The sequence below is a fragment of the Bradyrhizobium genosp. A genome, from assembly GCF_049949275.1.
Classification (GTDB): domain Bacteria; phylum Pseudomonadota; class Alphaproteobacteria; order Rhizobiales; family Xanthobacteraceae; genus Bradyrhizobium.
Genome location: NZ_CP188196.1, coordinates 1007132 through 1028647 on the forward strand (window position 1 = coordinate 1007132; position 21516 = coordinate 1028647).

The 21516-nt window shown below is 57.5% G+C and carries 21 protein-coding genes; 15 read left to right on the forward strand and 6 right to left on the reverse strand.

Features of this window, described 5'->3' with window-relative positions; all coding sequences use genetic code 11:
* Positions 1 to 4 precede the first annotated feature (4 nt).
* Positions 5 to 814 (reverse strand): hypothetical protein, encoded by an 810-nt coding sequence (locus ACP2YP_RS04585; protein WP_426422580.1) that lies wholly within the window; start codon positions 812 to 814, stop codon positions 5 to 7.
* Positions 815 to 996: 182 nt separating this feature from the next.
* Positions 997 to 1701: a tyrosine-type recombinase/integrase gene (locus tag ACP2YP_RS04590; RefSeq protein ID WP_426422581.1), complete on the reverse strand. Its 705-nt coding sequence runs from the start codon at positions 1699 to 1701 to the stop codon at positions 997 to 999.
* A gap of 92 nt (positions 1702 to 1793) precedes the next feature.
* On the opposite strand from ACP2YP_RS04590, the gene ACP2YP_RS04595 reads away from it, so the two are divergent.
* Positions 1794 to 2765 carry a hypothetical protein gene (locus ACP2YP_RS04595; RefSeq protein WP_426422583.1) on the forward strand — a complete coding sequence of 324 codons (972 nt, stop codon included), beginning with the start codon at positions 1794 to 1796 and terminating at the stop codon, positions 2763 to 2765.
* A 126-nt stretch (positions 2766 to 2891) separates the two neighbouring features.
* Here the strand turns inward: ACP2YP_RS04595 and ACP2YP_RS04600 are convergent, their stop codons facing one another.
* Positions 2892 to 3179 (reverse strand): DNA -binding domain-containing protein, encoded by a 288-nt coding sequence (locus tag ACP2YP_RS04600; protein ID WP_426422585.1) that lies wholly within the window; start codon positions 3177 to 3179, stop codon positions 2892 to 2894.
* Between the two features lie 591 nt (positions 3180 to 3770).
* On the opposite strand from ACP2YP_RS04600, the gene ACP2YP_RS04605 reads away from it, so the two are divergent.
* The 3 genes from ACP2YP_RS04605 to ACP2YP_RS04615 all read left to right on the forward strand — a co-directional run bounded on the left by ACP2YP_RS04605 (position 3771) and on the right by ACP2YP_RS04615 (position 7378).
* On the forward strand, positions 3771 to 4181 hold the full coding sequence (locus tag ACP2YP_RS04605) for a response regulator transcription factor (RefSeq protein ID WP_426422586.1): 411 nt from the start codon (positions 3771 to 3773) through the stop codon (positions 4179 to 4181).
* Positions 4174 to 6918 carry a PAS domain S-box protein gene (locus tag ACP2YP_RS04610; RefSeq protein ID WP_426422588.1) on the forward strand — a complete coding sequence of 915 codons (2745 nt, stop codon included), beginning with the start codon at positions 4174 to 4176 and terminating at the stop codon, positions 6916 to 6918. Before ACP2YP_RS04605 ends, ACP2YP_RS04610 begins: the two co-directional genes overlap by 8 nt.
* A gap of 94 nt (positions 6919 to 7012) precedes the next feature.
* On the forward strand, positions 7013 to 7378 hold the full coding sequence (locus ACP2YP_RS04615) for a hypothetical protein (protein ID WP_426422589.1): 366 nt from the start codon (positions 7013 to 7015) through the stop codon (positions 7376 to 7378).
* A gap of 184 nt (positions 7379 to 7562) precedes the next feature.
* Here ACP2YP_RS04615 and ACP2YP_RS04620 read toward each other — a convergent pair whose 3' ends face one another.
* Together ACP2YP_RS04620 and ACP2YP_RS04625 are read right to left on the reverse strand one after the other, a co-directional pair.
* A complete protein-coding gene (locus ACP2YP_RS04620) occupies positions 7563 to 7784 on the reverse strand; it encodes a hypothetical protein (RefSeq protein WP_426422591.1) in 222 nt (73 codons plus the stop codon).
* A 201-nt stretch (positions 7785 to 7985) separates the two neighbouring features.
* Positions 7986 to 8555, reverse strand: coding sequence for a hypothetical protein (locus tag ACP2YP_RS04625; RefSeq protein ID WP_426422592.1), 570 nt, complete (start codon positions 8553 to 8555; stop codon positions 7986 to 7988).
* Positions 8556 to 8697: 142 nt separating this feature from the next.
* Between ACP2YP_RS04625 and ACP2YP_RS04630 the strand changes: the two genes are divergently transcribed.
* The 5 genes from ACP2YP_RS04630 (at position 8698) to ACP2YP_RS04650 (ending at position 12922) form a co-directional block, all read left to right on the forward strand.
* Positions 8698 to 9633 (forward strand): S1/P1 nuclease, encoded by a 936-nt coding sequence (locus ACP2YP_RS04630; protein ID WP_426422594.1) that lies wholly within the window; start codon positions 8698 to 8700, stop codon positions 9631 to 9633.
* A 14-nt stretch (positions 9634 to 9647) separates the two neighbouring features.
* A complete protein-coding gene (locus ACP2YP_RS04635) occupies positions 9648 to 10349 on the forward strand; it encodes an SGNH/GDSL hydrolase family protein (RefSeq protein ID WP_426422595.1) in 702 nt (233 codons plus the stop codon).
* A 155-nt stretch (positions 10350 to 10504) separates the two neighbouring features.
* Positions 10505 to 11155, forward strand: coding sequence for a hypothetical protein (locus tag ACP2YP_RS04640; protein WP_426422596.1), 651 nt, complete (start codon positions 10505 to 10507; stop codon positions 11153 to 11155).
* 199 nt (positions 11156 to 11354) lie between these two features.
* Entirely contained in the window at positions 11355 to 11642 is a 288-nt protein-coding gene (locus tag ACP2YP_RS04645; RefSeq protein WP_426422597.1) for a helix-turn-helix domain-containing protein, read from the forward strand.
* A complete protein-coding gene (locus ACP2YP_RS04650) occupies positions 11639 to 12922 on the forward strand; it encodes a type II toxin-antitoxin system HipA family toxin (RefSeq protein WP_426422598.1) in 1284 nt (427 codons plus the stop codon). Before ACP2YP_RS04645 ends, ACP2YP_RS04650 begins: the two co-directional genes overlap by 4 nt.
* A gap of 68 nt (positions 12923 to 12990) precedes the next feature.
* On the opposite strand, the gene ACP2YP_RS04655 is transcribed toward ACP2YP_RS04650, so the two are convergent.
* The gene (locus ACP2YP_RS04655; RefSeq protein ID WP_426422600.1) at positions 12991 to 14238 is read right to left on the reverse strand and encodes a Fic family protein; all 1248 of its coding nucleotides are present in this window, start codon (positions 14236 to 14238) and stop codon (positions 12991 to 12993) included.
* A gap of 426 nt (positions 14239 to 14664) precedes the next feature.
* On the opposite strand from ACP2YP_RS04655, the gene ACP2YP_RS04660 reads away from it, so the two are divergent.
* From ACP2YP_RS04660 to ACP2YP_RS04685, 6 genes are all read left to right on the forward strand, one after another.
* Entirely contained in the window at positions 14665 to 15507 is an 843-nt protein-coding gene (locus tag ACP2YP_RS04660) for a type IV toxin-antitoxin system AbiEi family antitoxin domain-containing protein (RefSeq protein WP_426422602.1), read from the forward strand.
* Positions 15507 to 16421, forward strand: a complete 915-nt coding sequence (locus tag ACP2YP_RS04665) for a nucleotidyl transferase AbiEii/AbiGii toxin family protein (RefSeq protein ID WP_426422603.1) — start codon at positions 15507 to 15509, stop codon at positions 16419 to 16421. Before ACP2YP_RS04660 ends, ACP2YP_RS04665 begins: the two co-directional genes overlap by 1 nt.
* Before the next feature lie 29 nt (positions 16422 to 16450).
* Positions 16451 to 16966 (forward strand): hypothetical protein, encoded by a 516-nt coding sequence (locus ACP2YP_RS04670; RefSeq protein WP_426422604.1) that lies wholly within the window; start codon positions 16451 to 16453, stop codon positions 16964 to 16966.
* 270 nt (positions 16967 to 17236) lie between these two features.
* A complete protein-coding gene (locus ACP2YP_RS04675; RefSeq protein WP_426422605.1) occupies positions 17237 to 17536 on the forward strand; it encodes a hypothetical protein in 300 nt (99 codons plus the stop codon).
* A gap of 201 nt (positions 17537 to 17737) precedes the next feature.
* Entirely contained in the window at positions 17738 to 19873 is a 2136-nt protein-coding gene (locus ACP2YP_RS04680) for a type I secretion system permease/ATPase (protein WP_426422607.1), read from the forward strand.
* Positions 19857 to 21305 carry an HlyD family type I secretion periplasmic adaptor subunit gene (locus tag ACP2YP_RS04685; RefSeq protein WP_426422609.1) on the forward strand — a complete coding sequence of 483 codons (1449 nt, stop codon included), beginning with the start codon at positions 19857 to 19859 and terminating at the stop codon, positions 21303 to 21305. Before ACP2YP_RS04680 ends, ACP2YP_RS04685 begins: the two co-directional genes overlap by 17 nt.
* Positions 21306 to 21516: the final 211 nt, after the last annotated feature.

A 21516-nucleotide genomic window follows, 5' to 3' on the forward strand; every position in this document is an offset into this window, starting at 1 on the left:
TCGTTTACATGCTGCCCGGACTTGGCGGTTTGCGGACAGCGGCCGCGGCGGTCGGCTCCACTTTTGCGGGCGTCGGCGCGAGTTGCGCCGTCGGCTCTACGCCTTGCGCCCGATGTTGGCCAGCCGCGTCCGACTTGGCTGCAACCTCCGCATGGTCAAGCTTCAGCGCTGCTACGTTCGACCGCGATCCGGGTTTATTCGGGAGCGGAGATGGGTCGGGGGACGCGGACGCCGCCGGATTGTCTTGGGTGCGACTCTCCGCCTGCGCCAGCTTGTTGACCCGATCGAGATTGCTGGCGGGCGTATCGCCGGCCGGTTTGGCGTCACCGGGCGCGGCTTGATCGGTGCCCGGAACCGCCGCGGGGTCGGCGGCGGAGAGCTCTTTTATCTCCGCGGCTTTGTTTCGAATTTTGTCATCCATGTCCTTCAACGCGTTTCCGCCCGGCGAATTTGCGTGCGTCTCAATCGCGGCTTTCATTCCGTTCAGATCGACGCCTGCGCCTCGGCTCGCTCCGCTATCGCCGCCGGCTGGAACGGCGGCGGCGTTTTGAGCGACGGCGTTCGCGAGGCCGTTGAGCTCGCCGAGACTCCGTTCCAGCATCGCCTGATTGCCGGCGGACGGCGCTGCGACGAGCAAATGCGCGATATCGATCGTCACATTGCGTATGCTGCGCTGGAGGCCGATGATCGCCTGTTGGGACTGAAGGATCTGTTGTTGGCGTTTGTCGAGATAGGCGGCCGTGCGCATGAACTCCGAAAGGCGTTGGAGTTCATTCTCACTATGGTCGTTGCTGCCCCCGATAAAGTCTTTCATGGCAATTTCACGAGAAAGTACAGTTGTATAAAATATCTTCTTTTTACCATCGTATACTTAAGACTTGATGAATTTGCGTGTCGACATCGACTTTGGTTAATAGAAATTAATATCCGGTTGCTAGCGTATGCAGAATGGGGATTCTGCATGATGCTGAACGCGTACGCGAAGCTCCGCGGCATTCATTCGTTGCGATGACTATGAGGTTTACGAGACGATGACCGATGCGACGCGAACGGCGGCGCTGTCGGGCACGCTCGCATCTGGCTCGCACCATCTCCCGACGCCGACGACCACATCCTGGCCGCGAAGGCGCGTTCTTCGGAGCCGATCACATCGGCATAGATCGCGGTGGTGCGGAGCGAGGCATGGCCGAGCCAACGCTGCACGAGATGCGGCGGCACGTTGGACTGAAAGGCGTTCACACCGAAGCCATGCCGCAACCCTTTGGGCATTGCGGGCATGCCAACGATCCCAGCCGTTGCCATCACCGCCTTGACGAGCCTCCACGCGGTGGTGCGGCTAAACGTCCAGAAACGCATGCATGACAGGTCGGGATCGCGCTGCATCTCGGCCAGGCCGAAGAAGCGATCAAGGTCGCCGAGCAAGTCGGGCGGAAGCGGCACTTGTCGCACGACGCCACGCTTACGGCGTTTCAGGGTCTGAATGCCAGCGACTCCACTTTCGATGTCGATCGCGGCCGGTGTCAGCGCGAGCACCTCGGAGACGCGGCCACCGCTGAAGGCGAGAACGAGGCAGAACAAACGCGCAGCCGGAGGAAGCCCCTCCGCCGACTCGAAGAAGCGCCGCCGCTCGGCGGCGTTCAGATATTTGCGGTTGCCGGATGGACCGAAAAGGCTGCCGCCAAAACAAAGCTGCTCATGCATCACTACCTCGGCTGAAACAGAATGACCGATTCTGTTTCAGCACGGGAACGCTCCGAGTCTTCAGCGGGTTAGTTCATGTTTGGCAGAATAGGATGCTGCTTTTTACGCAATCTTTCTGCCAGATTCAAGAATTACTGCGTTGTTTGCAACAGTATCGGTCATTCCGTTGCAATTTTTGCCGAGTGGTGGGGCCATTCATACTTGCTGTATGGCTGTGGGCCCCGATTGCGTCGACCGCTCTGGCGCAGTCCCCGGTTTCCGGCTTGACGCCGGTGCAGTTCGAAAAACTCGTCGCCCAGCTCAAGACCATCTACGACGAACGCCAGCCCGACGTCGTGCTGTTCGGCGAAAATCACTGCCAGATGCAGCCGTATGAATTTCTAGCTGCGGAAACCACGATCGCCATGCATGCCGAAGCGCATTTTGTCGGCGCTTTCGTCGAGGAGCCTGCGGAGACTCAGCCCTGGTACGACCGCATCATCGCCAACAGCCTGGTCAAAGACCCGACGCCCGAGCAGCGGCGGGCCGCTGAGGCACTCGACGAGAAAATGATCAAAGCCGAGGTGAACTCCGTGGCCGTCGATTGCCCGCCCGGTGTCACGCGCGCTCGTGCGGTTGCCGACGTCACAATAGCCAAACGGCTCGCCGCCCATGACATGGCCTATCGGGCGTCCGACTACACGGGCGGCGCGTCCGACGCGTTACAAGAGCAGTTCGCCAACACCCAGGACCCGACCCTTCGGAAACAATTCGACGCCGTGCGCCTCGACGAACGGCGCGCTGCGAAAGTCATTAGGGCCGTTATCTCGGTCGGCCATGTCTTCGTCATTCGCGGCACGAAACATTTTCTTCAGAAGTCCGACACCGCAATGCGCGAGAATCTAGCAGGGCTCAAGGTTCTCACCTTCATATTCGACTATACCGGCCGTACGGTCGACGATCTCGATGTGCAGATCAAGAAGGCGGGCTTCTTCGCCTTCAACCCGCCCGACTACGTCATCGACGTTACCCCCCAACATGCCGGCATCTACCCGTGGCCGGAGGGCCGCAGGGCATCCAAGTAGCTCTGCGCAAGGATCTCTCGGATGAGAGACAGTGCTGCCAGATGATCGTCGCTGAGTGACTTCGGGCTTTGATCAGCCTATTGGCGATGCGCCTCGGGCGCACCGCCGTTTAGGGGGCGCTGTGGCTCAATTCGATGGTGGCCAGCCGTACCCTAACAGCAGCTTGTACCCAATCTCGGTCATCCATCTGGCGCGGGCGAGGTGACTTTCGTAGGCTTGCCGGGCGCGGGCTGGCTCGCGCTCGGGATCGATGTGCAACACGATTTGCGTCACCTCCCGCCAGTCGGCGCCTTCGGCATCCGCATCCAACATGCGCAAATAGGTGATGGCGTGCACATGGTCGTACGGGGTAAGGGCACCCGGATCTGACGGTGCTCTGTCGGCGACATCGGGATCAAGCAGGGTCTTTCGCATTCATCCTCCGAGGCTGGCTGATCGTCCTCCGGCATTTTGCCGGGCTGAGGCCGTGACGCATAGTCCCGTTTTATGCATCACGTGGTGCTGCCAGAGCACCGCCCCCTCTGTGAATCTAGACGACCGATTCCATGAAACCAGCCTTCATGGAACGATGAATATGTTGGCGGATGCTTCGTTTGGGCTGGTCGAAACGAGGAATGTTGCGATGGGTAGATGGCGACAGGCGGTTGAATTGGCCTTGAGCGACGAAGACATGGCCAAGCTGACGGTGATTTCTCGATCCCGAACGGAACGAGGGAGCCGGGTGACGCGGGCGAGGATGTTGCTCGCTTACTGTTCCAATCTGCTCGACTATCGAGCGCTTCGTTCCACCTCGTAGCCCGCGTGGCCCAAGAAATCCTGAGCAATTCCACAGACTAAGCACGTTACCGTACAGACGATACTCTACCTTGAGTTTCATTATGGAATACACGATGCGTGTTGGTGTAAAGTGACGTGTGCCGAATCACTTCTTCGAAAGTGCATCATCTCGTCGAGAGCCTGACGATGGTGCCGGTCGAGGAGGTGGTTGGGCAGGAGGTTACGGTCATGCCACGCATTCTCGTTGTCGATGATGATCCTCTGATTTGTACAGGCATCCGCGCTTGGCTTGAGAGGCGGGATTTTGAGGTCATTGTCGCTTACGGCGCAGAAACTGGCCTCGATGCTCTCGATGATCCGACGATTGATTTGATGATCGTCGATATCTTCATGCCGCAAATGCGCGGCTTTGAATCGATCCGGCTGTTCCGGCAGCGCGCGCCAACTGTCCCGCTGATTGCCATTTCCGGTTATGTCTTCGCTGAGCAACGAACACCGGCTCCGGACTTTCTGCGCATGGCACTCGAACTTGGGGCCACACGCTGTCTGCGCAAGCCCTTCGGGCCAACCGAGCTCTTTGCCGTCATCACCGCCTGTCTGCTGGAGTCGGGCGGCCGCAGGACCGAAGCCTTTGGCTAAGGACTTTCAAACCGACGCCCCAATTCCCGAGGGGACCAACGCACGGTGGCTGCGCGCCGTCGTCGAGACGGCCGTCGACGGCGTGATCCTGATTGACGCGGGAGGCACGGTGCTGATGTTCAACCCGGCCTGCGAGAAGCTGTTCAAGTACCGGTCTGATGAGGTCGTCGGGCAGAACGTCAAGATGCTCATGCCGGGGCACTATCGTGAGGAGCATGATCGGTACCTCGATAATTTTGCCAGAACCGGCAAGCGCAAGATCATCGGAATTGGCCGTGAGGTGCTCGGCCAACGCAAGGACGGATCGACGTTTCCGATGGACCTGTCGGTCGGCGAAGCCAAGGAGGACGATGGATCAATTTTCGTCGGTATCATCCACGATCTTACCGAACGTGAAAGGGCCGAGCAAGCGCTGCGCGAGAGCGCTGCGCGGCTCAGGGCGGTCGTGGATACCGCCGTGGACGGGGTCATTCTGATCGATGCCCGGGGGCGCATCATCATGTTCAATCCCGCCTGCGAAAGGCTATTCCAATACAGCGTCGACGAAGTCATGCATGAAAACGTCAAGCTGCTGATGCCGTCATCGTACCGTGTTGAACACGACAGCTACATCAAGAACTTCCTGGATAGCGGCGAACGAAAAATCATCGGGATTGGCCGGGAGGTGGTCGGCCAGCGCAAGGACGGGTCGACGTTTCCGATGAATCTTTCCGTTGGCGAGGCAAAGCAGGACGGTGAATCGATCTTTGTCGGCATCATTCACGATCTGACCGAGCGCGCGCGGGCCGAGCAGTCCGTTCATGACAGCGAGCGGAGCTTCCGCTTGTTGGTCGAGGGCGTCACGGATTACGCGATTTACACGCTCGATATCGAGGGACGGGTGACGAGCTGGAACAGCGGTGCCGAGCGAATCAAGGGGTTTACCACTGCGGAAATTCTCGGCAGGCACGTTCGCGAGTTTTACATCGAGGACGAACGTCTGAACGGCGAGCCCGAGCGCAATCTGGAAAAGGTACGACGGGAAGGCAGGTATGAGGCCGAGGCCTGGCGCGTTCGCAAGGACGGCAGCAAGTTCTGGGCGAGTGTTGTGATCGATGCCATCAAGAACGAGCAAGGGCTGCTGCTCGGATACGCGAAGATCACGCGTGACATCAGCGAGCGACGCCGCGCCGAGCAGGCCATTCGCGACGCGGGAATGCGCATCAATACAGTGGTCCAGACCGCCGTCGACGGCGTGATCTGGATCGATGCAGACGGGCTCGTTCAAATGTTCAACCCGGCATGCGAGAAGCTCTTCGGCTATTCGGCCGAAGAAGTGTTCGGGCAGAACGTCAAAATACTGATGCCCGCCCCCTATCGTGACGAGCATGATCGTTATCTGGACAACTTTCACGGCACCGGTCAGAAGAAGATCATTGGCATCGGTCGTGAGGTGGTTGGCCGGCGCAAGGATGGCTCGACGTTCCCGATGGATTTGTCGGTCGGCGAAGCTAAACAAGACGGCAGATCGATCTTCGTCGGCATCATCCACGATCTAACCGAGCGCAAGCGCACCGAAGAACAGTTGGTGCAGGCGCAGAAGATGGAAATGGTCGGGCAGCTCTCGGGTGGGATCGCCCATGATTTCAACAATCTCCTGACCGTCATCGTCGGCAACGCTGAATTTCTCAGCGAACAGCTCAAGTCACGGCTGGATTTGCTGCAGCTCGCCGAAGACATCGGCCGAGCCGGCGACCGCGGCGCAGAACTGACGCAGCGGCTGCTCGCTTTCAGCCGCCGGCAAATCCTTTGCCCCGTCGAGATCGATTGCAACAAGCTGCTCGATGGCGTGCAAAAGATGCTGCGGCGGACATTGCGTGAAGACATTGAAATCAACACCAGTTTCGATCCTGGTGTCGCGCTTGCCTATGCAGATCCTGCCCAACTCGAATCTGCAGTCTTGAATCTCGCTGTCAACGCACAGGATGCGATGGCCGCCGGCGGACGTCTCACGATCACGACGGGTAACGCGTCGCTGGACGATCACTATAGGTCCCTTCATCCGGAAGTGCTTCCGGGCGAGTATATCCTGGTTGCCATCACCGATGACGGCGAGGGCATGCCAAAGAATGTGATCGAGCGAGTGTTCGAGCCGTTCTTTACGACCAAGGAGGTAGGTAAGGGCAGCGGATTGGGTCTCAGTATGGTCTACGGGTTCGTAAAGCAGTCGAGCGGCCACATTTCCATCTATAGCGAGCCCGGACTTGGAACCACCGTTCGGATGTACCTGCCGCAGGCATCGTCGAAAGCGCCAAAGACATCCGAGCCGATCCTGACGGAAGAGACCTCGCTTCCGAAGGGAACTGAAACGGTACTGGTTGTAGAAGACGACCCGTTCGTTCGATCCTACGCAGTTACGAGATTGCAGAGCCTCGGATATTCGGTCCTGGCCGCCGTCGATGGCAGAGATGCGCTGGAAAAGCTCCGAACCGGTATTCGCGTCGACGTCCTGTTCACCGATATCGTGATGCCGGGCGGGATCAGTGGCTGGAACCTTGCCGAACTCGCGCAGCAGATGCGGCCGGGACTACCGGTGCTGCTGACCTCGGGTTACGCGCTCGAGACCCTTGTCAAGCACGGGAGCCACCGCGAAGGATCCGTCGTTCTCACCAAGCCATATCGCAAGGCAGATCTTGCGCTTCGTCTCCGCGAGATTTTGAAGGAGCCGTCACTCGCTCGAGCGTCGAGCGCAGTGTAACGCAGTGCTCTGCCAAGCTTCCGCTTGGATCTGCCGCACCACTTCACAGCGCCAACTATGAGCCCGCGAATGCCGCTCGCTTGAAGCGTCATGGATGGCACATCGGTTGCGTTTTGCGCAAGACCTCGTCATCAAAACTTTCTTCGTGTACGCAAGTTGTCATGCAGTGCGCTTAAACATTGAAGTTATGACGCTCAGCAGCTATCGGCATGGAGCTGTCCGCCATGTTATTTTTTCGATGGTCGAAATGAATGATCTTTCACGCACCCGGAATGTCGCTATCAATGACGCTCCTTATCTACGTTTGTTGCAGCTCGGCGACTTTGTTCGGCGTTCGCGAGGTGGCTGGCGGTTCGGCACGAAGATTGTCGCTGATCAGGTGGTTGCGAGGCTCATAGCAGCAGGTCAAGCCGAGATTAACGGCGACCGCTTGCGGCTCAAACGAGATGTCGAGCATTAGACATGTTCGCCGCAACGGCCAAGTAAACCTCGACGCCGCCGCCAATATCCTTCTAGAGCCGGAAGCCCAGGAGGTCGGCCATAGGCCATAGCTGGGCACCGGCTTGCTCGCGTCAATTGCCATGAATGCAGAATGCCGGCTATTCCCTGCGCGTAAGCCCGGCCGCTCAAACCGCGAGTCTGACCTAACTCAAAGGCACGATGTCTGATGCCCGCCATCTGCCGACTTCCTTGCCATACTTATAAGTCCTCATGGCAAAGCTATAGGCGCCCGCAGGTCCGCGAAGGTTTCTTCGCGCGGTTTGAAGTGCCTCTTCGACGGTCGCCCCTGAATGCGTCCGGCGCTCGATTACGTGGGACTCACCGCCGCTTTCGGGCTCGCTCATTATGTCGATGATGAAGATCATGAAACACAGCCCGACGGTCTATGGAGGGTGTGGGTACTATATATTGCGAACCATGACGGTTCGATTGAACTGTCCTAAGACTTTCAACGGCGTTCGCGTCATCTCACTCTGGTCCAGCGACGATGTCACCTTTAACGGCAGCCATCGTTACCTAGTCGTTCCCATAGTCTGGCTCATAGTCACGTTGGCGGATCTCAGTCTCTATATGCTCGACTTCGATGTCGGCCGCTTCGATGGCCTCCCGGCCATCAAGGTGAAGAAGGCAAGAGGGGCAATGGAATCTTCGGCGATGTAGTAGACGTCTACCGCCTCATCCGGAAACCCCGCGTCACCCTGGTCGTCTGCCATTTCTTCATTGTATTGCACTCCAGCAAGGAACGATTTCGATTTGCACGCGGGACATTCCAAATCCCAAATGTTGGGCGACAAGACTTTGAACGCTCGATAAACATCATATGGCCGCAGCCTCTTCGCCGTTGCATGGGCCGCTTCGCGTTCCTTCTTCGGCAGACTTCTGAACCCTTGGGCGGCAGTGATGACGCGAACCTTCGCTGCTTGCTCGACGGCGTGCTTGTATTCGGGCAAAAGTTCCTTCGGTGCCTTTACGTTGTTCGCGCCAATCCACGTGTCGATGGAATCGCCATGCGTCTCAAGGATGATTTCGACCGCATGCCAGAAGCGCACTTCCCATGATGACGGCTCATCTCGCTCATATCCCTGGAGGAGATCGTCACTCGTATAAAGCCGATCAGGTTTGCCGTCGGCCGACATGGGTGCCCTCCGATCCACAAAATAAAGGAATTATGACATCCAGCGATGAACCATGAACAAAGTGTAGCGCGCAAAAATTGCACTCTCAAGTCGAGTTCGCTAACATGCGACCATTGATTTGACCATTTTGGGAATTGTTGCGATGCGAGCCATTATCGCTGGGGTTATTTCTTTGATGACATTCTGTGGTCCTGCTCACGCCTGGTGGGACGAAGGCCACATGCAAATTGCCTATATTGCCTACAGCAAGCTCACACCAGCCGTGAAAGACCGGGTGGATACCCTCCTCAAGCTCAATTCCGACTATGGGCAGTGGACCGCGGGCGCGCCTGCGGGCATGGAGAAAACTTACGCATTCGTGCATGCCGCAACTTGGGCGGACGACATCAAGGAAAAGCCGAACTACACCAACGGCAATGTCACGGATGCCGATGCCGGGCAGAATGTCGGATACACCGACTTTTCGAAGCACGACTACTGGCACTTCAAGGATATTCTTTTCTCTCCCGACGGCACGCGCATGCCCCCGCCGCCGCCGGTCGACGCGGTGACACAGCTCAAGAAGATGATCGACGTACTGCCGTCCACGTCAGGTGCGACGGATGATCTGCGATCCTACGATCTTGTCTGGATGCTGCACCTCGTTGGCGATCTCCATCAGCCGCTCCATGCCGTTGCGCGCTACACGGCCCAGATCTCTGGCGCAACTGGCGACAGGGGCGGCAATGAAGAGCATGTCATCCCTGCGACGGGAGAGACCATCGCACTGCATGCGTATTGGGACCGCATTTTTGGAGGTTACTCATCCGTGTTCGGTGCGATCTATGATGCGACCCACGGCGGTATCTCCAGTATCACTCCGGACGACGCAGAGGCCAAGATCCTCGATCCTGACGTCTGGGCTCAGGAGAGCTTTGAACTCGCAAAACAGAACGCGTATGCGGCGCCCATTCGTACGGATAAGACTGCGGTGGAGCTAACCAGAGACTACGAGACCAACGCCCGGACCATCGCGCGCAACCAAGCAGCGCTCGGTGCGGCGCGACTGGCCAATCTGCTCAATATGGCCCTCCAATAGGCAGCCCGGAGGCGATGGCCATGCTCACCTGTGAAACACCGAGCAATCTGGTCGCACTGGGGCGTTCGCTGCCGAATTTTGCCAGGGCGTTGCGCGGTCAAGATGCTGTGACGATTGTTGCAATCGGTTCTTCCTCTACCGAAGGCGACGGCGCCGGCAGCCCCGATGCGTCGTATCCGAAACGGCTAGAGGTCGCCCTCGCGGATCGATTTCCTACCCCAACGATACACGTCCTGAATCGCGGCACCGGCGGCGAGGAGGCCGCGGATGAGGTCGCACGTTTTGATAGGGACGTTCTGGCTAACAAGCCCGCTCTCGTGATCTGGCAAGTGGGCACTAATGCAGCGTGGAAGCACTATGTGCTGGACGACGTTCGTGCCGCGATTGTTAAGGGTCTCAACGATCTCTCGACTATCGGTACCGACGTCGTGCTGATGGATCTTCAGTTCGCGCCCGCGTTACTCGATCCGCAGGCAACACCAACGGCTGATACGAAGCAGATGCTGGATATTATTGCGTCTATCGCGAAGGACTCGGGTGTCGCCTTATTTCGACGATTTGAAATCATGCGCTACTGGCATGTTGAACGAGGCATTCCCTTCGACCAAATGATCAGCAATTTCGACGGCAATTGGCTCCATCAGAATGACTGGAGTTACAACTGTATTGCGAGCGTTCTTCGGGACGGTCTTGTCGAAGCTGCGAGCTTAGACTGACCGATGCCACTTGAAATGTTTGCCAAAGAAACACCAGCGCTGGCGGCTGTGGGGCTGAGATGATCGAGATCCGTTTGTGGTCCCATAGGCTCCGATAGGCGCTCGACTAAGGCCCAAGATACTTGCGCTGCTCTGCGTCAAGAGGGAGGAGGCCTTTGAAGAAATGCCCCAAATGCGCTCAAGACATTCCCGATTCCGCAATCAGGTGTCACTATTGCCAAGCTGATCTGAAGCCGAAAAGCGTCGGGCAGCAACTGCTCGGTCTGCGCGATTATGTTGCCCTTCCAACCGCCGTTATCGCGCTTGTCGCCGCGCTGTATACGCCTATCGCAGAGACGGTTCGGGGATGGTTGAGGCTCGATGGCGCCAACATCTTTGGCTATTTACTCAATCCCGACATCGTCAATGTTGGTCTTGACGATCGCAGCGCCGATAAACGGGTCGACGAAGTTACGAAGTACGAGCCGCTTCTACGGGTCTTGCTGATCAACCGGGGGCACGCTCTCACCACTTTAATCAGCAACTTTGTTTGTACGGGCAAACTGGAAGGCGACTCCCGTATGGTCTTCACATTTAATTTTTACGATCCGAAGAGCCAGACGAAGCAGTACCCGGAGCTTGCCGCAGGCGCATCGAGCACATTCTTTGGCAGGTTGAGTGACGCTCAGCCTTACGCGACAGCAGACCGTCCGGCTGCCGGACCGTACAAGTGCTCCTTCAGCTACTACGACAAATATGGCGGTAAGCAGTTTTTGCTCGACATAACGGCGAGCCAAGAGAAGATGCTCTTGGGCCTTGTACACTGAACATCTTCAGAGAAAGATCGTCACCCACAGGGGCCGACCTCCCTAATTTCTACATAAAATCAGTCTCTTGCGAGCCACTTCCTGAAAATATGTAAGCGAACGACAACATTTTGAATTGTCGCCGTTCGTAAACATTTTTTCTATGTCGTCGAACGCTGACATATGCTAATGTTAGCGAACGTAGACATTGGGAGTGTCCATGCTCATACGCACATCCGCCGACCTCGGTGCAGTCATTCGCGACAAACGAAAGCGGCTGAAACTCAATCAGTCGACCTTTGCCAAACGCATCGGCGTGAGCCGTCAGTGGGTGATCGAAGTCGAGCACGGTCACGCGCGTGCCGAACTCGGCCTCGTGCTCCGCGCCCTCGATGCCCTGGACATTCGCCTAGACGCCAGCAGCGAACAAACCAAAAGCCGCGGTTCGGAAAAGCCTGCCGTCGACATTAATGCAATCGTGGCAAAAGCCAAAAAGAGCAAAACATGACAAATGAACTCGTTGCTCTTTTGGACGGGAAGGAAATTGGCCGCGTCCACAACGATGCTCGAGGCCGACTAACCTTCGTCTACAACAATTACTGGCGCAACGCGCAGGATGCGTATCCCCTCTCGCTCTCCATGCCACTCGCCGCTGAAGAACATGGCCCTTCTGCTGTCCAGGCTTTTCTTTGGGGACTTCTGCCAGACAACGAGCGCGTACTTGATCGTTGGGCCAAGAAATTCCAAGTCTCGGCTCGCAACGTGTTCGCCCTCATCTCCCATGTCGGCGAGGACTGCGCGGGCGCGGTCCAGTTCGTTACCCCCGATCGTTTGGAGATACTGCAAAGCGGTACGGACGACAAAGTTGAATGGCTCGACGAAGCCGCGATTGCCAAACGTTTGCAAGCGTTGAGAGAGGATCATGCCGCATGGCGGTTGCCGCGTGATACAGGGCAATTCAGCCTTGCCGGAGCTCAACCGAAAACCGCGCTCCTTCTGCAAGAGGACCGGTGGGGAATTCCTTCTGGACGCATTCCGACAACCCACATCCTGAAGCCGCCGACCGGCCACTTTGATGGCCATGCCGAGAACGAGCATATCTGCCTCCGGCTCGCGCGCAGTCTCGGCTTGCCCGTTGCCGAAACCAAGGTCATGCGGTTCGAAAACGAAGTTGCTATCGTCATCGAACGCTATGACCGGCAGTTCAGCGGAAACAGTATCATCCGCATCCATCAGGAAGATATCTGCCAGGCACGTGGCATCATGCCGACCAAGAAATATCAAAACGAAGGTGGACCGGCGCCCGCTGATATCGTTGATCTCTTGCGCACCTACTCCACGGATAGCGTCGATGACATCGACACATTTGTCGATGCGCTTGGTTTCAATTGGCTCATTGCGGGCACGGATGCACATGCAAAGAACTACTCACTGCTGCTGGCCAGCGGTCCTACCGTGCGGCTAGCACCGCTCTACGATATCGCCAGCATCCTTCCTTATGACGAGATCGAGCCGCAGAAAATAAAGCTCGCGATGAAGATAGGCGGCGAGTATAAGCTCAGCCAAATCAGCTTGCGCGGCTGGCAGAAGTTCGCACGCGAAACCCGCTTCGACGCCGATAAAGTCATCGCCGGCCTTTCCTCGATGGCCGAGCAGCTTCCCGACGACGTGACCGCTGTATGCGTGAGAGCGAAGGAAGAAGGGCTGGATAACGCTATCATCGCCGTGTTGGCTGAACAGTTGGTTGCAAGAGCCAGAGACTGCCAAAACATCCTGCGTGGCACGTAGACTTCGACGCCGCCCTCACCATGCACGCTGAGACGAGCTTGCTTTGGCATAGTACCCCTAGAAGGTTATTACTGTCCGACGTTGGCAATCTGCTCAGGGAATAGCCCAGGCATCCAGCGGGAGGCGAGCTTAGCCGGAAAGGCAAGCGTGAGCGGATCGCGCGCGCCCTTGGAAGCGAGTACACCGCGATCAAGGAGGGTCGACACAATGCGGCGCGCATGCCGGGGGGTAAGGTTGAGAACGCTGGCAACGTCGCCGCGCGGCAATTCACCACGATAGAGTACCGCCTCGAGAACGGCCCCTGCCTTGGCGGGCAGATTGTCGAGACGGGTTTCCTCTTCAGCCCAAAGCAGTATGCGCGTGCGTAGCCGGTCCGGCTGCACAAGCCCTTCCATAAATTTCACTTGGTCGAGACATATTTCGAGGAAGAAGCGCGTGAATTCAGCCAGCGTCTCTTCACTCAGATTACCGCGACCGTCGAGATCATTGCGTCGTCGGAGATCGCATGCAGCCAAGTGCGCCTTGTAAGCTTCCACATTGCGCGCGAGGCCTCGCGAGGCCGACCAAATACCACCGGTATCGAGCGCATCCAGCAACATGCAATGAGACATCAATCGCGTCACGCGACCGTTGCCGTCGAGAAACGGATGAATCCACAATAGCCGGTGATGCGCTGCTGCTGACGCTAGGATGGCATCCGTCTTGCCAACTTTGCCATAAGCGTTTTCAAACTGCGTCAGGAAGCGAGAAATAGCGCCAGGGCTAATTGCGATATGCTGGCCCACCTTGACATCGCGTCGCCGAAGTTCACCCGGAACGACCCGCATCCGCTCATGTGTATCGGGCTCCTCGACCCAGAGCATGTCATCCGGAAGCAGTTCGCAGAAGCGCCGATGAATTTCACGCAAGCCGTCAGACGTAGCCGAACGGCCGCTTAGGTTGCCCGCATCGAGCCACTGCTGCACTGAAATGTGCGCTATGGCTTCGATCTGAAGATCGCGCTTGTGCCGATCCGCGCTGTAATCATTTTTCAAAGCGCGTTCGATATCGATAGGATGCGTATCGTGACCTTCGATGAGATTGCTGTAATAGCAGTTCATCGATCGCACGAGATCAGCGAGCGCCGCGCGGATGCCGGGAGCCAGGCTGCTGCGGAAGCCCGCGGCTTTGCCAGCAAGATCAACTGCCAGATCGGTCAGGACACCTCTGTGGGGCGACCCTTCCGAGATGAGCAGAGGCTCCATTTGAGTGACGCTTTCGTCCCGATCCGCGACCGGTTGGATGTCCTCTTTTATGTCCTCCATTTCTTTTTTCATAACGCCATAATATCAGTTAGATAGCTATTTTACACCATGATTTTGCAACACCCAAATGTCCGCACTAAGGTCCGGAAACTCCACAGTCTTTCTCCGTACTCACACAGCTTCTCGTTGAATCTGTTCCTGTATTGTTCTAGATACTCATCGATCTCAATCCGTCGATAACAGCCCTACTCGGGACTGACGCTGCTGACCCAGAAGATTCAGGAAATGCGGCGCAGTCATTACGCCGAGCCCATGCCAGAGGGCGGTCTGGCAGAAGATCCGACCGTCTGATTTGCTCCAGAATTTGGGCTTTTTCTCTGTGATCGATTTATATATAGAAATTGCCTCCTGAAGACCATTTTCTAGTATAGATGCTATATATCTTGCTTTCCAAAGTTATTTTATATATAATTTTAGCCCTATAAGGACTAGAATGATATGGAAACGACCATTCGCACCTTGGGGCCGGCGGAGGCCAAGGTCGTCCTATCCTTCCGCGAACAGGGCCGCGAAGTCGTCGAAGCGAGCGACGTCATCAGTTTGCTTAAATCCGAGCAGAGGGCACGCAAGGTCATCCGCAATCTCATCCGCAAAGGATGGTTCGCCCGTTTGACCGGCGGACGTTATCTGTTCTTGCCGCCCGAGCGAGGGGCCGAAAACCTCGGAGAGAACAATCCTCTCGCGGTGGCATCCGCCGTTGTCGAGGAGTCCTATGTCGGATGGTGGTCTGCGGCCGCCTTTCACGGCTTCACCACACAGAAGCCGGTCACGGTTTTCGTTGCCGTCAAGCAGCAGGCTCCTGTACGGACTATCGAAGACACCGAAATCCGCTTTATCACCGTCGCGCCACGGAAGTTCTTTGGGGCAAAGCAATACAACGTTTATGGCCGCACCACGCTCATATCCGATCCTGAAAAGACCGTTGTCGACTGCATCGACCGCCCCGAGCTTTCCGGCGGGCCAACCGAGTTAGCCCGCATCGTCCATGCCGCCATGACGGAAGTGGATGCGGACAAACTCGTCGCTGACGCCATGCGGATGAAGTCCACGGCTCTACTAAAGCGACTTGGCTTCCTCACGGATCTCGTCAAGGGGCCGCTCCCCGACAAGTTGCGAGAGCAGCTACGGGCCGCCATCCCGAAATCGACGCGCTCGACGTTCGGCGCCCGCCTGCGCCGGGATGGCGATATCGGCTATGTCGCGGCCTGGGGCTTGATTGTCCATGCAAGTGAGAAAGATCTCCTGGCCGAGGTGCCGCGCATCAGAAAAGCCGGCGCCTGATGCTCACGATCGCGCAAATCCGAAGAATCGCCCACCAATCCGGGGCGCGGGACATCGACAAGGTCGAAACCGACGTCATTCTCACCTTCCTCCTTCAGCTTTTCCATGAGCAGGGCATAACAGAGCACATCGCCTTCAAAGGTGGGACGATGCTGCGCAAGATGGTCTTCGGTCCGCGCGGACGCCTATCAACCGATCTCGACTTCACGCGGCGAACCGACATCAGCGATGAAGACTTGATGATGAAGATGCTCGACGCTCTTGGGAAGCCGTACCATGGGCTCACCTTTCGCTTCGACAGGGATAAGGACTGGTATTTCACGGACAAGAGTCTTGCCGCCAACCCGGTCTGCGCCCATGCCGACAACGAGAAGGGCACCAAGATCAAGCTCGAGGTCAGTCTGCGCGAGAAGCCGGTTTTGCCCGTTCGCGCCACGCCGCAAATCGCGCAGGACTACTTCGCGTTGCTGCCGTTCCAGCCCGCCGACATCCCGTGCCTGGTATACGAGGAAGTCGTTGCAGAGAAGATCAGGGCGGCCAGCCAGCGGTCGAAGATACGCGACCTTCACGATCTATCTGAAGTGGTGCGGAAGCCGCTTAATCGTGAGCTAACGCGCTCGCTCGCCGTGATCAAACTTTGGGAAAGCGATCAGGGCAACCTCGACTACGAACAGTTCGCTCAGCAGATCAAAAAAGGCGAGAATTACGATCTCAGCGAGTTGACGACTCTTCTGCGCAAGGATCAGCGGCCGGACCTCAAAGACATGATCCAGCGTGTCGCGGAGGGTTGTCAGTTTCTCAGTCAAACGACAGAACTCGAACGAACGCTAACGCAGGACAGCAAACGCGCTCGTCGCATCGAAATCGGAACGCTCAGAGCGGAAGCAGCGAAGAGAGCAGGCGAAGTCCCATAGTACCGCGATAACGACGCGGAGGAGACGTTATGGCAAAGAAAGCCCCGCCACTTGGGTTCGATATTCTCGAACGCGCCGATGAACTGTTTGACGGCGTGTCCGACCTCACACTCTTGATCCTGAAATGCCATCTCTTGCTGGAAGAGGAGCTTTACAATCAGCTGCGCCAGCTCTTTCCCAATCCGGCGCAGTACGACCGGCTCAACTTGCGCTTTGTCCAGAATATCATGCTGGCTCGCGCGCTCTGCGTAAGGCGGACGGATGATGGTGAGCCGGTGAAGCATGTGGAGTTATGCTTTGACGCTTTGGAAGCGCTCAATACGTTTCGCAACCGTCTTGCCCACAACCTGGAGCCTCAAGACCTCCAACGGCTGCTTGATCGACTTCAGCTAACATCGCCTGAACCGCTGACCATGGAAGACCCTGACCTGATCACCAAATTGAATGTGCCTCTCGGCTTCCTTCTAGGATTCGTCTCAGGTCTCGTGGCAATGAGTACACTTGATATCGCAATCCATCCCTTCATTCATCAAGGGCCACGTTGAGGACCTCTGCTATACATAAAACTCTTGGAGCTCGCTACTCGCCAAACAGTATCAACGCGAGCGCCGCGAAGCGGCGGCCTGAGAAAGCCTAACCCCAATCATTCGACGTCGTTGGACAAAGGAAGGGAAGCCCCTGACACGGCTCTATTTACGGGGAACCGGAACCACAATGGGCACACGCATTTTTCGCGTACTAATCTCAAGCGAAGAAGCCCGTGATACGGAAAGGACGCCGCCCTTGAGCTAAGCCTTGAATAACTCAAGGAGGCGTTGCAGTTCCTATTCAATCCCGAGCCAGATGACGATGGTATTCCCCCGAGGGAATATCCTAACAGTCGGCTGCGCGACTCGCTGCGGCTGAATTTCGACTACATGAGCAGCTTTGACTGGGAAGGATCGTCCGGCCACAAATATACGCGCCTCGCCCCAGAGAATGAAACCCACGTCCGCCTGCCGACGAGAAGTCAGCACATACCGGAGCGCTTGCTTGCATCCGCACTACGCCTCATGGGCGATAGCATTGCTCAGTATCACGGTTCAAAAGAGCGGCCCGGAGAAATCCGATATTAGCGGGCGCTATTTTCATCAAACCACAGCGACCAAAGAAATTTCACGATCTCGTGTTGTCGGTGCGCAACAATTTCAAGTTGCCGCAATTGGAACAATCAATCGTGTCTTAATATTGCTATCGAGTTGTGATTGGTTGCGGTCTTCTGATCAAGGCAGTCACCATCTCGGATGAATGCGAATATTCGGTGTTAAGGCGGAAGTATGTCGGGAGATGGAGCGAGTATCGATTCCGGCCTAGCTTGCCTGACACTGCTGCTTCGCTTCCAGGACTTTCCGATCGATTTAGATCAGGTCCGACATCAATTGGGCGGTAGAACAGTCGTAACCGCCGACATCATCCGATCACTTCGTGAGTATGGCCTCAAGGCAAGGCTTGCCCGTGCGCAATGGCCCCGGCTTTCGGCGACCGCGTTGCCTTGCATAGCCGTGCTGGATGGCGAAAGTTTCGTCATCATCGCCAAGGCCTTGGACGACAAGCTCCTGTTGCATGATCCAGCCGCAGGCGGTCCGCGGTCGGTTTCACGTTCGGAGTTTGAGGCGACCTGGAGCGGCAAGCTCATTCTGGCTACACGACGGGCGTCATTGCACTCCCTCGCGAGAAGGTTCGATATCAGCTGGTTTGTCGCCGCGATCCATAAATATCGCGGGCTACTCATGGAAGTCTTCGCCGCCTCGTTCGCGCTGCAGGTCTTCGCGTTAATTTCTCCCCTGTTCTTTCAGGTGGTCATCGACAAAGTGCTGGTCCACCGGGGGCTAACGACGCTCGATGTGCTCGTTTTCGGTCTGGTCGTCGTATCCGTCTTCGAAAGCCTAATGAGCGCTTTGCGTACATATATCTTTTCTCATACGACCAACAGGATCGATGTCGAGCTCGGCGCGAGGCTTTATCGGCACCTCCTCGCTCTTCCAATCTCCTATTTCGAAGCAAGGCGCGTCGGCGACTCGGTCGCGAGGGTGCGGGAGCTCGAGAATATTCGCAACTTTCTGACCAGCTCGGCGCTCACGCTAGTGATCGATCTTCTCTTCACCGCGGTCTTCGTGGCCGTGATGTTCTACTATTCACCGACGCTCACCTGGATCGTAGTTGCGTCGATCCCTGTTTATGCCGGGATCTCGGCAGGCGTGACGCCGCTGTTTCGAGCCCGGCTCGACGAGAAGTTCAATCGCGGCGCGGAGAATCAAGCGTTCCTGGTCGAAAGCGTCACCGGAATTCAGACCCTGAAAGCTATGGCGGTAGAACCGCAGATGCAGCGGCGATGGGAAGAGCAATTGGCCGCCTATGTCCATTCAAGCTTTCAGGTGCTTTCGCTGGGCAACTGGGCCAGCCAAAGCGTCCAGGTCGTTAGCAAGATCGTCAGCGCAGCGACGCTCTATTTTGGCGCCCGGCTGGTGATCGACGGCGACCTGACCGTTGGAGAGCTCGTTGCCTTCAATATGTTGGCGGGGCGGGTTGCGCAGCCGGTCCTGCGGCTTGCTCAGATGTGGCAGGACTTCCATCAAGCCCGGCTTTCGGTCGCGCGGCTGGGCGACATTCTCAACACAATCCCCGAGCCGACCTATCAGCCTGGGCGAACGGCCTTGCCCGCCATTCGTGGCGATGTCGTCTTTGACCATGTCGGCTTCCGCTATCAGGTTGACGGGCCGGTGGTCTTGAAGGATGTCAGCTTGCACGTGCCGGCCGGACAGGTGCTCGGCATCGTCGGCGCCTCCGGATCGGGAAAATCGACACTCACTAAATTGGTCCAGCGCCTCTATGTTCCGGAGAGCGGCCGTATCCTCATCGATGGCGTCGATCTTGCGGTGGTCGATGTCGCTTGGCTGCGGCGCCAGATTGGCGTCGTCTTGCAAGAGAATATGCTGTTCAACCGCTCGATCCGGGATAATATCGCGTTTTCCGATCCGTCGCTCTCGATGACCGACGTCGTGAACGCGGCGAAGCTCGCGGGCGCTCACGAATTCATTCTACAGCTTCCCCAAGGCTATGACACCATCATCGTCGAGCGCGGCGCCAACCTGTCGGGCGGACAGCGGCAGCGGATCGCCATTGCCCGGGCGTTGGTCACCAATCCGCGGATCCTCATTCTCGACGAGGCCACATCCGCCCTTGACTACGAGAGCGAGCGCATCATTCAAGACAATATGCGCAAGATCGCGCAGGGCCGCACCGTCCTGGTGATCGCCCACCGACTGTCGACGGTCCGGCGGGCCGACCGCATCATTGCGTTGGACCATGGTCGCCTGGTCGAGGACGGCGATCACGACGAGCTGATCCGTGTCAATGGCCGCTACGCCAATCTTCATCGGCTGCAGGCAGGGCTCCATGAAGTCGTCAGCTGAGAGGGCGGCCGCGAAGGTGATCGAGCTGCGCCCCCGTTTCCGGGGGCGGAACGAGCTCGAGTTTTTGCCCGCTGCGCTGGAAATCGTGGAAACGCCACCTTCGCCTCTAGGGCGTGCCGTTGCGGCGTCAATGACGGCGTTTCTAGTGATTGCAGTTGCCTGGGCCTGCCTGGGCAGGATCGATGTGATCGCCACCGCGCAAGGCAAGGTGGTGCCAACCGGCCGGGTCAAGCAGGTGCAGCCCCTCGAAACGGGCGTCGTCGCCGTCATCAACGTCAACGATGGCGACCGGGTGAAGCAGGGCGACATACTCGTCACGATCGATCAGACCACCAGCGCTGCAGAACGCGATCGCATTCTGCCCGAGCTGCAGCATGCCCGCCTCGATGTTGCGCGGCTCACCGCCTTGACCGCAGGCTTGTCCGGCGATTTGCGGCCGGCTGGCTTCGCCACGCCAACCGGCATTCCCTCTCATGAGGTAGCCCGCGCGCGCGCGACGACGGTGGCCCAGGCCGAGCAGCAGATCGCCAAGGTCAACGGGCTAAATGAGCAGATTGCGCAGAAACGCGCCGAGGTCGACGGTATTTCAGCGACCATCGATAAGATCGAAGCCGAGTTGCCCCTGCTGATCGAGACCGCCGACATTCGCGAAAAGGCCATGAAGATTCAATACGGTAATCGCATCGCCCATCTCGAGGCGCAAATGCGATTGACCGAGCAGCGCCATGAATTGGTGGTGCAACAGCGCCATGCGGTCGAGGCCGGGGCGGCCGAGCGATCGCTGGTAGCCCAGCTCGATCAGGCGCAGGCCGACTACGCCCGCGGATTGTCGTCGGATCTCGCGGACGCCGAACAGAAGGTGGCGCAACTCACCGAAGATCTCGTAAAGGCCGAGCGCCGCCTGCACGACCAGGTATTGCGGGCGCCGATCGATGGAACGATACAGCAACTGGCCATTCACACCGTCGGCGGCGTGGTCACGCCCGCGCAAACCTTGATGGTCATCGTGCCGGCCGAATCGAGACTCGAAATCGAAGCCATGGTCGCCAACAAGGATATCGGTTTCGTCCGCGATGGCAACGAAGCCGAAATTAAGGTCGATACGTTCAATTTCACGAAATACGGACTGCTGCCCGGCAGCGTGACCAGCGTTTCACGCGATGCCGTTGCGCGCGATCGGCCGGCCTCGCAGGGGAACAGCACGCAAAAGTCGAGCGACCTCGCGGCCACCAGCGAGCCCGCCGGCCAGGAGCTTCTATACGTGGCGCATATCGCGCTCAGCCAGACGCAGATGCTCGTCGACGATCGGATGGTCGACGTCGAGCCCGGCATGGCGGTCACGGTCGAGATCAAGACGGGCCGCCGAAGGATCATCGAATATCTGCTGTCGCCGCTGATGCGCTACAGGCACGAGAGCTTGCGGGAGAGATGATTGTGAGTGGCGAACGTCATCTTAGATTGCTTAAGTTATAGATCAGCCATGCTCGCATGCTCGCAAGCTTCGAATTCGACGCATCTTCTCAACGTCCTTGACGCATTGAGATGTGGGGGAATTCTGTTAGGCTCAGAGAGGCGGGTTTTGTCGCTTAACAGCGTTGCACAAGGCTGTATCGGTAACGGACTCTTGCTTGTTGGCGAGCACT